The sequence below is a fragment of the Leifsonia sp. NPDC056824 genome, assembly GCF_042789575.1.
Taxonomy (GTDB): Bacteria; Actinomycetota; Actinomycetes; order Actinomycetales; family Microbacteriaceae; genus Leifsonia.
Genome location: NZ_JBHUAV010000001.1, coordinates 1 through 13,601, shown reverse-complemented (window position 1 = coordinate 13,601; position 13,601 = coordinate 1). Strand labels below are relative to the sequence as shown.

The window sequence follows — 13,601 nt, the reverse complement described above, 5'->3', positions numbered from 1 at the left end:
GGGAAGACGCTCAGGGGGCGCTCGAGCGCGGCTAGATCGTCGCCAGCACCAGGTCCAGCGCGTCTACGAACCGGTCGGCGCTCGCGCGCGTGATGCACAGCGGCGGCTTGATCTTCAGCACGTTCTTGCCGTCGCCGGTGGGTTGCACGATCGCGCCCTCCTGCAGCATCCGCTCGCACACCAGCGCGGCCTCGGCGGTCGCCGGCTCCAGCGTCTCCCGGTCGAGCACGAGCTCCACGCCGAGGTAGAGGCCCATCCCGTGCACCGCCCCGACGAGGGGATGCCGCTCCCCGAGAGCGCGCAGGCGCGAGGCCAGGTGGTCGCCGACCTCGGCTGCGTTCTCCTGCAGCCGCTCGTCGCGCATCACGTCGAGCACCGTCAGTCCGACCACCGCGCTGACCGGGCTGCCGCCGGCGGACGAGAAGAACGATCCTTCCGCCGCGAACGACTCGGCGATCTCCCGCCGCGTGATGACCGCGCCGAGCGGGTGCCCGTTGCCCATCGCCTTCGCCACGGTGATCACGTCGGGAATGACGCCCTGCTGCGCCGAGCCCCAGAAGTAGTGGCCGAGCCGGCCGTAACCGACCTGCACCTCGTCGGCGATGCAGACGCCGCCGCGGGCGCGCACCCGCTCGTAGACGCCCGCGAGATAGCCGTCGGGGAGCATCAGGCCGCCCGCGTTGCCGAACACCGGCTCCGCGATGAAGCCCGCGATGCCCGTCCCGGCTGCGTCGAGCGCGGCGAGCTGCTCGTCCAGCTCGGCGAGGTACTCCGGCCCGGAGGCGAGCCCCCGGTGCCGGCCGTGGAAGACGTTCGGCGACGCGATCAGCTCCACCCAGTCCGGCCGGGTCTCCAGCGCGCGCGGGTTGTCGCCCAGCGACGACGAGACGGCGTCGGCTCCGACCGTCCAGCCGTGGTAGGCCTCCGTCACCGCGAGGATCGTCCGGCGGCCGGTGTGCACCTGCGCGAGCCGGAGGGCGAGGTCGACCGCCTCGCTGCCGCTGTTGACGAGGAAGACGGTGTCGAGCCCGTCCGGCGCGACCTCCGCCAGCCGCTCGGTGAACCGGGAGAGTTCCTCGTAGTGGAACCGGGAGTTCGTGTTGAGCAGGGCCCACTGGTCGCGGACCGCGCGCACGAGCCGCGGGTGCGCGTGGCCGATCTGGGTCACGTTGTTGACCATGTCCAGGTAGCTCTGCGCGCGGGTGTCGAACAGGTGGTGCCCCCAGCCGCGCTCGATCAGCGGAGGCTCGGCGAAGTAGTGCTCCTGCACGCGCGCGAACGACGAGTCGCGGCGTGACAGCACGTCGGCAGGGTCGGCCGCGGCCGCCGCGAGGTCGACGCCGAACAGGTCGGAGGGGTCGGGGGAGACCGCGCGCCACACCGCCGCCGGCAGCGCGGGCGTGACGAACGCGGGAGGCCGCCAGCCGGGCACGCGGCTGAGCTGCGCGGTCAGGCGCACGGCGCTGCCGATCACCTCGCCGCGGTCGACGGAGGCCGTGGTCAGCGGGCGGGACAGCCCGTCCAGCCAGAGATCCACGTCCTCGCCGTGCAGCAGCCAGGCGCCCTCCACCAGCCGCAGCTCGCCGGCGAACGGCGCGTGCACGACGGTCCCGGCCGGGGCGTCGAGCGTGACGCCGAGCGCGATCGTCGGCGACGGCTCGGTGCGGTCGAGCCGCGCGCGGGTGAGGCGGGCTTCGGCGTAGCGGGTGAGCGCGTGACCGTTCTCCCGGCAGATCCGGCCGAGCACGGCGTCCTCGAAGCCCGCTCGTTGCCAGCGGCCGTCGTCCAGGTCGTGGCCGGTGACGGAGAGGTCGGCGAGGTGGGCGTCGGTGCTGTCGAGCGCGATGAGGCGGCCGAGCGCCGGGGCTTCGGGTTCGCGCGTCGCCAGTCGCGAGCGGATCGCGGCCTCCACCTCCCCGAACGGCAGCCGCCGCGCCACGTCGAACGCGACCCACTCGTGCGCGCGGTTCTCGTCGGCGTAGGCGTTGTCCCCGTCGAGGACGACCTGCTGCTCGCCGCTGACCACGAGGACGGCGCCGCGCAGCACGACGAGCGGCCAGAGCGCGGCGAGGTCGGCGTCGTCGAGCGGCGCCTCCGCATGGAACGCCTCGATCACGTCCAGCACGGCCAGCGGGTCCTCCGGCTGGTGGTGGAGGGCGCTGGTCACGGTCGCCGCGAGCTCGGCGACCAGCCAGCCGTCCGCTACGTCGCCGAAGTCGATGACGCCGGGGCCGTCCGCGCCGAGCACGATGTTGTCGTCCGTCACGTCGCCGTGGATGGCCTGCACCCGCAGCCGCCGTCGCAGCGGCTCGAGCGCGGCGAGTGCCGCCTCCGCCGCCGCCACAACGGCCAGCCGCTTCGCCGGCTGGAGGACATGGTCGGCGAGCAGCGCGACGACGTCGCCGCCGATCCGCGCGTCCCACTGGGTGGTGCGCGCGAGCCCGGGATGCCGCAGCCCGGCGAGCCCCGCGGCGATGCTCCCGGAGAGCCGGCCGAGGGTGCGCAGTTGCTCGGCGCTGAGCCGCGCGACCTCGGTGAGCGGCTCGCCGTCGAGGAAGCTCAGCACCCGCGCATGCAGCGTGCGTCCGCGCACCTCCACGGCGACGACGTCGTCGCCGTCGCGGGCGGCGAGCACGGCCGGGATGCGCGCGTCGGCCCCAGCGAGCAGCGCGAGCGCCGCGTTCTGGGCGTGCAGCTCCTCGACGGCGAAGACCGGGTTGGCGATCTTGAGCACGTAGCGGTGCGTGCCGGTGTCGACGAGGAAGTTGCGGTCCTGGTTGCTTCCCAGCTCGGTGATCCGGCCGGTGAGCCCGAAGGCGTGCTCGGCGACGGCCGCGGCGTCGTCGGTTCCGACCTCCGGGCGAGGCAAGGACGGCTGGGCCAGGAAGTCGGAATTGGGCACGGCTGCTCCTCGGCTGCGGGGGCTGGACGCGGCCAGTCTATTGAAGCCGCCGCACGGGTCGCACCCAGCGAACGCTCGGGCGCGGCATCGTAGCATCGACGCGTGAAAACCTGGAGGACAGCGGCCGTGGCGTTCGTGATCGACGCCGTGCTGATCCTCGTGTTCGTGCTCGTCGGGCGCCGCAGCCACGGCGAGGCGGCGTCCGCCTCCGGGATCCTCAGCACCTACTGGCCGTTCTTCATCGGCCTCGCCGCCGGCTGGTTCGTCACCTGGGCCTGGCGCCGCCCGCTCGCGCTGATCTGGCCGGGCGTCCCGGTCTGGCTGATGACGGTCGCGCTGGGGATGCTCATCCGCACCTCCGCCGGCCAGGGCGTGGAGCCGGCGTTCATCGCGGTGGCGTTCGTGGTGCTCGGGGTGTTCCTGGTCGGCTGGCGGATCGTGGCGATTCCGTTCGCGCGCCGCCGGGCGCTGCGGCGGGCGTAGCCGCGCCTCCGCGCGCGAACCAGGGGACGCAACACGCCGCTACGCCGTCGGGATGACGGCGTGTCGGGACCCCTCGATGGTCAGAATGCGGAGGCGATCAGCGTCGCGATCGTGTAGATGGCCAGGCCGGCGAGCGCGCCGACCACCGTTCCGTTGATGCGGATGAACTGCAGGTCGCGGCCGACCTGGACCTCGATCTTGTCGGTGGTCTCCGCCGGGTCCCAGCCGCGCACCGTCTCGGTGATGACGCTCGCGATGTCGTGCCGGTAGGTGGACACCAAGTGGCCGGCGGCGCCCGCGATGCGCTGGTTGAGGGAGGCCCGCAGCTCCGGGTCGGCGGCCACGCGGCCGGCGGCGTCGGCGAGGGCCGCGGACACCCGGTGGCGGAGTTCGCTGTCCGGGTCGCTGAGAGCGTCCACAGCCGCCGAGCGCGCCGCCGCCCAGGCCTGCGCGGCCAGTTCGCGGATTCGCGGGTCGTCGAAGGCGCGGGCCTTCGCGGCCTCCAGGCCGGCGATCGTCTCCGGGTCGTTCTGGAGGCGGTCGGCGAGCTCGGCGAGGTAGCCGTCGAACGCGCGGCGGGCGCGGTGCGCGGGGTCGCGGCGCACGTCGGCGATGAAGCGGCGCAGCTCCTGGTACACGCGCTCGTCGACCAGCTTGTCCACGAAGGACGGCAGCCACGACGGGAGCCGGCCGGAGACGAGATTCGTCAGCGCGTCCGGGTGGATGACCAGCCAGTCGTCGAACCGGTCGAGCAGCAGGTCGACGGCGGCGTGGTGGCCGCCGGAACTGAGGATCCGCACGCCGAGGCGGCCGATCGGGGGCGCCCACTCCGGCTCGATCACATGCGTGCGCACGACCGCCTCCACGGCCTCGCGCATGCGGTCGTCGTCCAGCAGGCCGAAGAAGCCGACCACGGCCCCGGAGGCCTCGTCCACCACCCGGCGCGCGTTGCCCGGCTCGGTCAGCCAGCGGGCGGCGGCGCCGGACACGTCGTACGCGGTCAGCCGGGTCGCGACCACGTCGTCGGACAGGAACTCGGTCTCCACGAATTCGCCCAGCGTCTCGCCGATCTCGTCCTTGCGGGTCGGGATGATCGCGGTGTGCGGGATGCGCAGGCCGAGTGGATGTTTGAACAGGGCGGTCACGGCGAACCAGTCCGCGAGCGCGCCGACCATCGCGCCCTCCGCGGCGGCGCGCACGAAGCCGAGCCAGGGGTAGCGGTCCTGGAGCGCGAACGAGACGGCGAAGATCACGGCGGCGACCGCGAGCAGGCTGGTCGCGAGGGCCTTCATGCTGCGGAGGGCCCGGCGGCGCTCGGCGTCGCGCAGCTCGGCCGCCGCGCGCTCGGCCCGGATGCGCTCGGAGGCGGCGCGCTCGGACGCGGCGCGCTCGCCGTCGGCGCGCTCGCCGTCCGGGCGCCGGCCGTCGGCGCTCTCGGCGTCGCCCGTGCGGGCGGTCGGCGCGCTCACCGGACGATGTGGAGCTCGCGGCTGGTGTTGTTCAGCCGGCGCGCGCCGTCCTCGTCGGCGACCACGATGTCCTCGATGCGCACGCCGAACCGCCCCGGCAGGTAGATGCCCGGCTCGATCGAGAAGCACATCCCGGCCACGATCGGCTGCTCCTCGCCCTCCACCAGGTACGGCGGCTCGTGGGTGGTGGTGCCGATGCCGTGGCCGACGCGGTGGACGAAGTACTCGCCGTAGCCGGCGTCCCGGATCACTGCGCGCGCGGTACGGTCGATCTCCTGCAGCGGCACGCCGACGGCGACCGCCTCGAACGCGGCCTGCTGCGCCCGCTTGACGACCTCGAAGACCTCGTGCTCCTCGTCGGTCGGCTCGCCGACGTGGACGGTGCGGGTGGTGTCGGAACCGTAGCCGTCCATCAGTCCGCCGAAGTCGAGCACGACCATGTCGCCATGCTGGATGACGCGGTCGCCGGCCTCGTGGTGCGGGTTGGCGCCGTTGGGCCCGGAGCCGACGATCGTGAAGTCCACCTGGGAGTGGCCGTGCGCGCGCAGCAGGCGGTCCAGGTCGGCGGCGACCTCGTTCTCGCGGCGGCCGGCGAAGGCGACGGTGAGGATGTCCTCGAAGGTCGCGTCGGCCGCGGCCCCTGCGGCGGCGAGGCGGTCGATCTCGTCGGGGCCCTTCACCGCGCGCAGCATCGGCAGGGCGGCCGAGAACGCGGCGAAGCGTACGTCCGGAAGCTCGTGCTGAAGCGCGAGCAGGTGCAGCGCCCAGGCCGAGTCGGAGACGGCGTAGCGGCCTCCCGACCAGAGCTGGTCGACCAGGGGCGCGTGCTCGTCCTCGCCGTCGGCCCAGGTGATCAGGCGGATCGCCCCGGCGGAGCGGGTCGCGGCGGCGCTGTCGCGCTCCAGCACGGGCACGATCATCGTCGGTTCGCCCTCGGTGGGGATCACCAGCATGGTCAGCCGCTCGGTCGCCGGCGGGAGGTAGTCGGCGAAGTACGCGAGGTCGGGGCCGGGAGCGACCAGGAGGGCGTCGAGCCCGGCCTCCTTCGCCTGGGCGGCGCCGCGGGCCAGCCGGTCGGCGAAGTGCTGGGCGGTGATCTGCTGCATGGCGGTCACTCCTCGATGGGGCCGAGCCAGGCGTTCGCGACGGTGCTGTGCGCGGACTCGGCGTCGGACGGGTGGAAGATGCCCGCGAGCACGTCGCGGTACAGCCGGCCGAGCTCGCTCCCGGCGAAGAAGGTCGAGCCTCCGGAGACCCGGATGGCCTGATCGACGACGCGGCGGGCGGTCTCGGTGGCGCGGACCTTCATCCCGACCAGCTTCGGGAACCACTGCGCGCCGTGGTCGGCAAGGGTGTCGACGTCGCGGGTGATCGCGTCCAGCTGGGGGAGCAGGGCGTCCTGATCGATCGCGGCGGAGGCCACGCGCCAGCGGATGTCCGGGTCGTTCGCGTAGCTGCGGCCGTCGTTCTTCAGGCTCGTCCGGCGGTGGGCAGAGGCCACGGCCAGCTCCAGCGCCCGGGCGCCGATGCCGGTGTAGACGGCGGCGAGGAGGAGCTCGAAGTTCGCGAAGATGGCGAAGACGAGCGGGTCGGGGTTGGGGCCGGGATCGAGGCGGCGCACCACGCGGTCCGCCGGGGCCAGCGCGCCGTCGAGCACGGTGGTGCTGCTCTGCGTCGCCCGCATCCCGATCGTGTCCCAGTCCTCGCGGATCTCGAAGCCGCCGCCAGTGCGCTCCACGAAGCCGTAGACGATCTTGGGGGCGTCGGCGCTCGCCGTGTCCAGGCCCATCGTGCCGAGGCGCGTCCACGCGGGGGAGAGGGAGGTGAAGATCTTGGTGCCGAAGTAGCGGTACGAGCCGTCCGCCTCCGGCCGGGCCTCGGTGGTCGACCCGAACAGCACCAGGTCGTTGCCGGCCTCGCTCAGCCCGAAGGCGAACACCTCGCCGGCGCCGGCCTCCCGGAGCAGGAACTCCAGCGAGTCGTCGCCGCGGTCGCGCAGGGTCTTGGCGACGCCCGCCCAGACCAGGTGCATGTTCACCGCGAGGGCGGTGGCGGGCGCGGCGCTAGCGAGCCGGACCTGGAGGCGCGCGGTCTGCTCCAGCGTCAGCCCCAGGCCGCCGAACTCGGTCGGGACCAGGGCCTTCAGGTAGCCGTCGTCGGCCAGCTCGGCGAAATCCTCGGTGAAGAACCGGTTCTCCGCGTCGTACCCGGCGGCCCGGGCGCGGAACCGCTCCAGTCGCTCGTCGCTCAGCAGCTCGTCGTGGGTGGTCACGCCCTCCACCCTAAGCGCGCACAATCCACCAGGGACAGTATCTTCCGCCGAGGGGCACGTAGATGTCACTTGGAGCCTGTCCAAGTGACAACGACGTGCCCCTCGATGGTCGAGGGTGAGCGCTTACTGGGCTGTGTAGCCGCCGTCCACTAGGTGGTAGCTGCCGGTGATGAACGACGCGGCGTCGGAGGCGAGGAAGGCGACGAGGGCGGCGACCTCCTCGGGCTGTCCGAGTCGGCCGAGGGCGTGCTTGCCCTCCAGGAACTGCAGCGCCTCCGCGCTCAGGTTGGCCTCCACCAGCGGGGTCTTGATGAAGCCGGGGCCGACGGCGACGACGCGCACGTTCTGGCCGGCGTACTCCAGCGCCGCGTTCTGGGTGAGGCCGAGGAGGCCGTGCTTGGCCGTGACGTAGGCGGACGAGTTCTCGAAGCCGACGCTGCCGAGGATGGACGCCATGTTGACGATCGCGCCGCCGCCGTTCGCGGCCATCGCGGTGAGCTGCGGCTGCATCGAGTACATGACCGCGTTGAGGTTGACCTCGATGACCTTGCGCCAGCTGTCCAGCGAGTAGTCGGCGACCGGGGCGGCCTCCCCGCCGATGCCGGCGTTGTTGACCGCGATCTTCAGCGGGGCGAGGGCGTTCGCGGCCTCGACGCTCGCCGTGGCGAACGCCGGGTCGGTCACGTCGCCGGCGAGTGCGGCGGCGGTTCCGCCCGCGGCCTCGATCTCGGCGACGACGGCCTTCGCGTGCTCCTCGTTCAGATCGGTGACCAGGACCGCGGCGCCGCTGGCCGCGAGGGTCAGCGCCACCGCGCGTCCGATGCCCGAGCCACCGCCGGTGACGATCGCGGACCGGCCGGCGACATCGTACTGAGCCATGAGTTGTTCTCCTTCCAGATATCCGACACCTGTCGGATAACTCCGATTGTACGATCAGAAGGTGAAGACAGGGAGGCCGAAGGGCCCGCAACCGGATGCGCTCCGAGCGAACACGGTCGCCGTCGCAGCGGCGGGGCCGGAGCGAACGCGCCTCGACCCCCGCCAGGAGAAGACACTGGCGCGGCTGGGCTCCGCCGTGCTCGCCCTCGCGGCGGAGCGGCCGATCACCGACGTGACCGTCTCCGGCCTGGCCGCCGCCGCCGGTGTGCACCGGTCGACCGTCTACGAGTACGCCGCCTCGCCCGCCGCCCTGCTGCAACGCGTGCTTCGTGCTCAGCTCGACGAGCTCCGCGCCGCCTACCTTCTGGATGTCGCACCCGACGACGCCGCGGCGGCCATCACCGGCGTCACGCGCGCGGTCCTCCAGCACATGGACGAGCACGACGCCGTCTACCGTCGCGGCCTCCGGGCGGAGGGCGCGGAGGCCGGCCTGCACGCCATGCTCAGCGACCACTTCCAGGGTTCCATCGAACTGCTGATCGACCAGCACAGCGTGAGCGTTCCCGCCGCCGACGAGCTGGAGCGCCGCGAGATCGAGCGCTACCTGGCCGACGGCATCATCGGCGCGATCGAGGTCTGGCTCACCCGCACCGGCCCGCGGGACGTGGAGGCGCTGCTCGCGCTGCTCGAACGGCTCACTCCATCGTGGTGGCCGTCCCGATGAGCGACGGCCTCCTCGAACGGCTGCGCCGCGGCCTCGGGCTGCGCCGTGCGCCGCTGCTGCACATCGCCTCCGACGTGGGGGAGGGGCCGGTGGTCGTGCTCGTGCACGGCATCGCGTCGTCGTCGGTGACGTTCCAGAACCTTGTGCCGCTGCTGGAGCCGCGGCACCGCGCCATCTCGATCGACATCCTCGGCTTCGGCCGCTCGCCGGCGCCGGAGGACGCGCAATACACGATCGAGGAGCACGTCGCCGCGATCGACCGCACGCTGCGCTCGCTGAAGCTGCGCGAACCGTTCGTGCTCGTCGGCCACTCGCTCGGCAGCCTCCTCGTCGCGCGGTACGCCGCCGAGCATCCCGGCGCGCTCAGCAGGCTGGTGCTCGTCGGACCTCCCGTGTACGCCACGCCGTCCGAGATCGGCGACCGCCGGGTGCGCACCCGGGTCAGCGCCTACCTGCGGGCGTACGAGTTCCTCCGGAGCAACAAGGAGTTCACCCTGCGCAACGCCGGCATCCTCGGGAGGCTGCTGCCGATCAAGAACGTCTTCGAGATCACGGAGAAGAGCTGGCGGCCGTTTGTGCTGTCGCTGCAGAACTGCGTCGAGCGGCAGACCGTGGTCGACGACCTGGCGCGCGTGCGCGTGCCGGTGGAGGTCGTCTACGGCACGATGGACGCGTTCATCGCGCCGGGCAGCCTCGCCGTGATCGCGGCCATGCGGCATGTGACGATGCACCGGGTGGAGGCCAACGACCACCTCATCCGCAAGCGGCTCGCGCGGGTCGTGGCGGTGGCGTGCGATGCGTCGAGTGGTCAGGCCTCGGGCGGGCAGACCGCGAGCGGCCAGACACCGAGCGGCCAGGCCTCTGGTGTTCAGTACGGGAGCGAGAGCGACTCCACGGAGTCGAGGTAGCCCTCCCCATCGAAGCCGTCGAACAGCACGGTCTGGGTGACGTAGCCCTGCACGAGCCCGATGTAGACGGGCGCCTGCCGCTCGGCGAGGTCGTGCGCCTCGTCGAGGCGCAGCGTCTGGGCGTGCCAGTCGGTCAGGTAGCCGACGAACATGGCGCGGATGCGGCCGCCGATGTCGGACGACATCTGCTTCAGCCGCGGGTTGATCGGCACCTGCCCCCAGACCTGCACGAGGAGCTGGATGTCCGCGATGTGCGTCATCAGGCCTGTGACGAGCAGGCGGACGATCTCGCCGGGCGTGGGGAGGGGCTGCTGCGCGCGTGCCTCGGCGACCTCCAGGAAGCGTGCGTCGAGGATCTCCGACGCCGTCAGCTCCATCAGCTCGTCCTTGCTCGTGAAGTGCCCGTAGATCGCGCCGGCCGAGAGACCCGACTCGGCGATGATGTCGGCCATCGAGGTGGCGGCGAAGCCGTTGCGCGCGAAGCAGCGGAGGGCGGCCTGGGCGATCTCGTGGCGCCGCGCTGTGCGGTACTCCTCGGTGACCTTCGGCATCCCGGCCTCCTCGCGACTCGAAAAAAAGAACGTTCGTTCTTGACAATAGCGGCTCAACTGTCGATTATAAAGAACGAGCATTCGTTTTTATTGAGTGGAGGCCGCCATGAGCACCAGCACCGATCCCGGCGTCGACCAGATCACCCCGCGCCAGGAACAGAACACGCGTCCCGTCGTCCACACGCCCTGGGCTCGCGCCCTCGCGCTCGCCGTGGGAGCGGCGGCCATCGTCGTCGTCATCCTGCTCGCCTTCCTATGGCCGACCGTGACCTCCACGGTCAAGGACCTCCCGATCGCGATCGCCGGTCCGTCCGCGCAGGTCAGCGTCGTGGAGAAGCAGCTCGACAAGGCAGCCAGCGGCGCCTTCGCGATCACGAGCCTGAGCGACCGGCAGGCGGCCGTCGACGCGATCCAGAAGCGCAGCGTCTACGGCGCGATCGTCCTCGGCGACAGCCCGGAGGTGCTGACCGCCTCGGCCAACGGCGCCGCGGTCGCGCAGATCATGAACACGGTCGCCGCCAACATCCAAGCCGCTGCCAACGCGCAGGCGCAGGCCGCCGTGCAGCAGGCCATCGCCTCCGGCCACGCGCCGGCCGGAACGAAGGCGCCCACCATCACGGTGAAGGTGACCGACGTCGTCCCGTTGGCGTCGACCGACGCTCGCGGTCTCGGGCTGGCCGCGTCGTCGTTCCCGCTCGTGCTGGGCGGGATGCTCGGCGGCGTGCTCATCTCCCTGCTCGTCGCGGGGAGCTGGCGCCGCCTGGGCGCCGTCGCGCTCTACGGTGTGGCCGGCGGACTGGCGGTGACCGGCATCCTGCAAGGCTGGTTCGGCATCCTGCAGGGCGACTACTGGGTCAACGCGCTGGCCGTCGGGCTGGCGATGTTCGCGGTCGCGGCCTTCGTGGTCGGGATGAACGCGCTGTTCGGACGGGTCGGCATCGCGATCGGCGCGGTGCTGACCGTGCTGGTCGGCAACCCGCTGTCGGCCGCTGCGCAGCCGCTGCAGTTCCTGGTCGGGCCGTGGGGCGCGATCGGGCAGTGGTTCGTGCCGGGCGCCTCCGTCACGCTGCTGCGCGACCTGTCGTATTTCCCGTCCGCTGACGCGCTGTTCCCGTGGCTGGTGCTGGTGGGCTGGGCCGCCGTCGGAGTGGTCGGGATGCTGGCCGGACACTTCCGCAACCAGGAGGTCACGGTCGCGGCAGCCTAGCCCGCCCATCCCCATTGCCGAGGGGCACGTCGTTGTCACTTTTCGCCCGCGGAAGTGACAACGACGTGCCCCTCGGCGGCTTCATGCGGCGCGCATAGGGTGGAGGGCATGGAGAAACGCACCCTCGGACGAACCGGACGCGACGTGTCGGTCATCGGTCTCGGCACCTGGCAGCTCGGCGCCGACTGGGGCGACGTCACCGAGGCCGACGCGCTCGCCGTCCTCGACGCGGCGACGGAGGCCGGGGTCACCTTCTTCGACACCGCCGACGTCTACGGCGACGGCCGCAGCGAGCAGCTCATCGGCCGCTACCGCGCCTCCCGCCCGGACCTCCCGCTGACGGTCGCCACCAAGATGGGCCGCCGCGAGGCGCAGGACCCGGCCAACTTCACGCTCGCGAAGTTCCGCGAGTGGACGGGCCGCTCCCGCCGCAACCTCGGGATGGACACGCTCGACCTCGTCCAGCTCCACTGCCCGCCCACTCCCGTCCTCTCGAACGCCGCCGTCTACGACGCGCTTGACACACTGGTCGAGGAGGGCGCGATCGCGAACTACGGCGTCAGCGTCGAGACCTGCGCCGAGGCCCTGGAGGCCATCGCGCGGCCGGGGACGGCCACCGTCCAGATCATCCTCAACGCCTTCCGGCTGAAGCCCCTCGACGAGGTGCTCCCTGCGGCGCGGGAGGCCGGGGTCGGGATCATCGCGCGGGTGCCGCTGGCCTCCGGGCTGCTGAGCGGCCGCTACTCCGAGACGACCGAGTTCGCCGCCGACGACCACCGCAGCTACAACCGCCACGGCGAGGCGTTCGACGTGGGGGAGACCTTCTCGGGCGTCGACTACGTGGAGGGCGTGCGCGCAGCGCGGGAGTTCGCCGCGCTCGCCCCGGAGGGCGCGACGCCCGCGCAGGCGGCGCTCGCGTGGGTGGTCGCGCAGGACGGCGTGAGCACCGTCATCCCCGGCGCCCGCTCGCCCGAGCAGGCCCGCGCGAACGCCGCCGCCGCAGGCGTCGCGCTCCCCGCCGCGTTCGCGGACTCCGTCCGCGGCGTCTACGACGCGCACTTCCGCCCCACCACCCACCCCCGCTGGTAGCTCCTCCCCCGAGGGGCACGTTGTTGTCACTTTTCGCGCCCGAAAGTGACAACAACGTGCCCCTCGCGGGCCGGCTTCACGCGAGGAGGCGGCGGAGGCGGCGGATGAGTTCCGCCGGTGCGGCGATGTCGTCCGCGGTCACGCGCACCATGCGCCACCCCAGGTCCTCGACGCGTTCTCGCCGACGGAGGTCCTTGCGCCAGGTGACCTGGTCCACCCGATGGATGTCGCCCTCGTATTCCAGGGCGACACGCTTCGCGGCGAATGCGAAATCGACGCGGGCTACAAAGGCGCCTTCGGCCGTCCGCAGTTCGTGATTGAGCAGCGGCGAAGGAAGCGCCGCCTCAGCGAGCAGAAGCCTCAGCCGGGTCTCGCCGGGAGACTCGGCCCCCACCCGGACGAGTTCGATCGCCTCCCGTGCCCGCGCGACGCCCCGACGGCCGGTCGCAGCGGCGGCGGCGTGCGCCAGCGCCAGCCGATCCGTGAGCGGCTCCGATCCGCCGACGAGGTAGTCGCCCGCTGCGACCAGTGCATCCCGATGGAGGAGCTGCGCGAGGTCCAGCCATGTCTGCTCGGGTGTGGTGACCGGCAGGTCCGCGACCATGCGGACCTCCCACCGGCCGAGCTTGTGACCGGCGAACCCCTCGATGGTCGGAGCCCGACCGGGAGCGCGGACGCTCACATGGATGGTTTCGTCGACCCGGGGAAGCGGTATCCCATAAAGGACTGCCGCGGTGGTGTGACTGAATGCGAAGTCCGTCCCGCGATGCGACGCATACGCGCGGCACCGGGACACCAATCCGTCGTCCGCCTTGGCGATCCGGAAGCCTCGGATCGGCCTGACGAGGTCGTTCCTGCGCAGTCGTCGGGCTCCCACCCCGGACTCGAGGGCGGTTCGCGTGGAGAACGGCCCGCTCTGAAGCGGCCGAGGGAGAGGGTCGATACGTCGCGTCATCCCGCCACCCTGCCAGCTGCGCTACCCACCCTCCCGAGTTATCCACAGCCCCAGGCGCCGAGGGGCACGTTGTTGTCACTTTTGCGCCCGAAAAGTGACAACAAAGTGCCCCACGGCGAAGGGGAGGCCGGGGAGGGGGGCGGGACGGGGGCGGGCGCGGGG

12 protein-coding genes are annotated in these 13,601 nt (G+C 72.2%); 5 read left to right on the top strand and 7 right to left on the bottom strand.

Features of this window, described 5'->3' with window-relative positions; translation table 11 throughout:
- Positions 1–31 precede the first annotated feature (31 nt).
- Positions 32–2,902, bottom strand: a complete 2,871-nt coding sequence (locus ACFRFH_RS00060; protein WP_382460996.1) for an aminotransferase — start codon at positions 2,900–2,902, stop codon at positions 32–34.
- A gap of 102 nt (positions 2,903–3,004) precedes the next feature.
- Between ACFRFH_RS00060 and ACFRFH_RS00055 the strand changes: the two genes are divergently transcribed.
- Positions 3,005–3,385: a DUF3054 domain-containing protein gene (locus ACFRFH_RS00055; RefSeq protein ID WP_382460995.1), complete on the top strand. Its 381-nt coding sequence runs from the start codon at positions 3,005–3,007 to the stop codon at positions 3,383–3,385.
- A gap of 80 nt (positions 3,386–3,465) precedes the next feature.
- Here ACFRFH_RS00055 and ACFRFH_RS00050 read toward each other — a convergent pair whose 3' ends face one another.
- The 4 genes from ACFRFH_RS00050 to ACFRFH_RS00035 all read right to left on the bottom strand — a co-directional run bounded on the left by ACFRFH_RS00050 (position 3,466) and on the right by ACFRFH_RS00035 (position 8,005).
- Positions 3,466–4,740, bottom strand: a complete 1,275-nt coding sequence (locus tag ACFRFH_RS00050; RefSeq protein ID WP_382462704.1) for a DUF445 domain-containing protein — start codon at positions 4,738–4,740, stop codon at positions 3,466–3,468.
- Positions 4,741–4,850: 110 nt separating this feature from the next.
- The gene (locus ACFRFH_RS00045; RefSeq protein WP_382460994.1) at positions 4,851–5,960 is read right to left on the bottom strand and encodes an aminopeptidase P family protein; all 1,110 of its coding nucleotides are present in this window, start codon (positions 5,958–5,960) and stop codon (positions 4,851–4,853) included.
- 5 nt (positions 5,961–5,965) lie between these two features.
- The gene (locus tag ACFRFH_RS00040; RefSeq protein WP_382460993.1) at positions 5,966–7,126 is read right to left on the bottom strand and encodes an acyl-CoA dehydrogenase family protein; all 1,161 of its coding nucleotides are present in this window, start codon (positions 7,124–7,126) and stop codon (positions 5,966–5,968) included.
- 123 nt (positions 7,127–7,249) lie between these two features.
- Entirely contained in the window at positions 7,250–8,005 is a 756-nt protein-coding gene (locus ACFRFH_RS00035; RefSeq protein WP_382460992.1) for an SDR family NAD(P)-dependent oxidoreductase, read from the bottom strand.
- Positions 8,006–8,066: 61 nt separating this feature from the next.
- On the opposite strand from ACFRFH_RS00035, the gene ACFRFH_RS00030 reads away from it, so the two are divergent.
- A complete protein-coding gene (locus ACFRFH_RS00030; RefSeq protein ID WP_382460991.1) occupies positions 8,067–8,729 on the top strand; it encodes a TetR/AcrR family transcriptional regulator in 663 nt (220 codons plus the stop codon).
- Positions 8,726–9,637 (top strand): alpha/beta fold hydrolase, encoded by a 912-nt coding sequence (locus ACFRFH_RS00025; RefSeq protein WP_382460990.1) that lies wholly within the window; start codon positions 8,726–8,728, stop codon positions 9,635–9,637. Before ACFRFH_RS00030 ends, ACFRFH_RS00025 begins: the two co-directional genes overlap by 4 nt.
- On the opposite strand, the gene ACFRFH_RS00020 is transcribed toward ACFRFH_RS00025, so the two are convergent.
- Positions 9,598–10,188 carry a TetR/AcrR family transcriptional regulator gene (locus ACFRFH_RS00020; RefSeq protein ID WP_382460989.1) on the bottom strand — a complete coding sequence of 197 codons (591 nt, stop codon included), beginning with the start codon at positions 10,186–10,188 and terminating at the stop codon, positions 9,598–9,600. The two genes, ACFRFH_RS00025 and ACFRFH_RS00020, sit on opposite strands and share 40 nt — an antisense overlap.
- Positions 10,189–10,294: 106 nt before the next feature.
- Here ACFRFH_RS00020 and ACFRFH_RS00015 point away from each other — a divergent pair, with 106 nt between their 5' ends.
- Together ACFRFH_RS00015 and ACFRFH_RS00010 are read left to right on the top strand one after the other, a co-directional pair.
- Complete coding sequence (locus ACFRFH_RS00015; RefSeq protein ID WP_382460988.1) at positions 10,295–11,395, top strand: ABC transporter permease; 1,101 nt, start codon at positions 10,295–10,297, stop codon at positions 11,393–11,395.
- 108 nt (positions 11,396–11,503) lie between these two features.
- Positions 11,504–12,484: an aldo/keto reductase gene (locus tag ACFRFH_RS00010; RefSeq protein ID WP_382460987.1), complete on the top strand. Its 981-nt coding sequence runs from the start codon at positions 11,504–11,506 to the stop codon at positions 12,482–12,484.
- A gap of 76 nt (positions 12,485–12,560) precedes the next feature.
- On the opposite strand, the gene ACFRFH_RS00005 is transcribed toward ACFRFH_RS00010, so the two are convergent.
- Complete coding sequence (locus ACFRFH_RS00005; protein ID WP_382460986.1) at positions 12,561–13,088, bottom strand: hypothetical protein; 528 nt, start codon at positions 13,086–13,088, stop codon at positions 12,561–12,563.
- Positions 13,089–13,601 lie beyond the last annotated feature (513 nt).

Excerpts from the sequence above, each read along its gene's own strand:
- ACFRFH_RS00045 (WP_382460994.1), bottom strand. The coding sequence starts at position 5,960 with ATGCAGCAGATCACCGCCCAGCACTTCGCCGACCGGCTGGCCCGCGGC.
- ACFRFH_RS00035 (WP_382460992.1), bottom strand. The coding sequence starts at position 8,005 with ATGGCTCAGTACGATGTCGCCGGCCGGTCCGCGATCGTCACCGGCGGT.
- ACFRFH_RS00025 (WP_382460990.1), top strand. The coding sequence starts at position 8,726 with ATGAGCGACGGCCTCCTCGAACGGCTGCGCCGCGGCCTCGGGCTGCGC.
- ACFRFH_RS00020 (WP_382460989.1), bottom strand. The coding sequence starts at position 10,188 with ATGCCGAAGGTCACCGAGGAGTACCGCACAGCGCGGCGCCACGAGATC.
- ACFRFH_RS00015 (WP_382460988.1), top strand. The coding sequence starts at position 10,295 with ATGAGCACCAGCACCGATCCCGGCGTCGACCAGATCACCCCGCGCCAG.
- ACFRFH_RS00010 (WP_382460987.1), top strand. The coding sequence starts at position 11,504 with ATGGAGAAACGCACCCTCGGACGAACCGGACGCGACGTGTCGGTCATC.
- ACFRFH_RS00005 (WP_382460986.1), bottom strand. The coding sequence starts at position 13,088 with ATGGTCGCGGACCTGCCGGTCACCACACCCGAGCAGACATGGCTGGAC.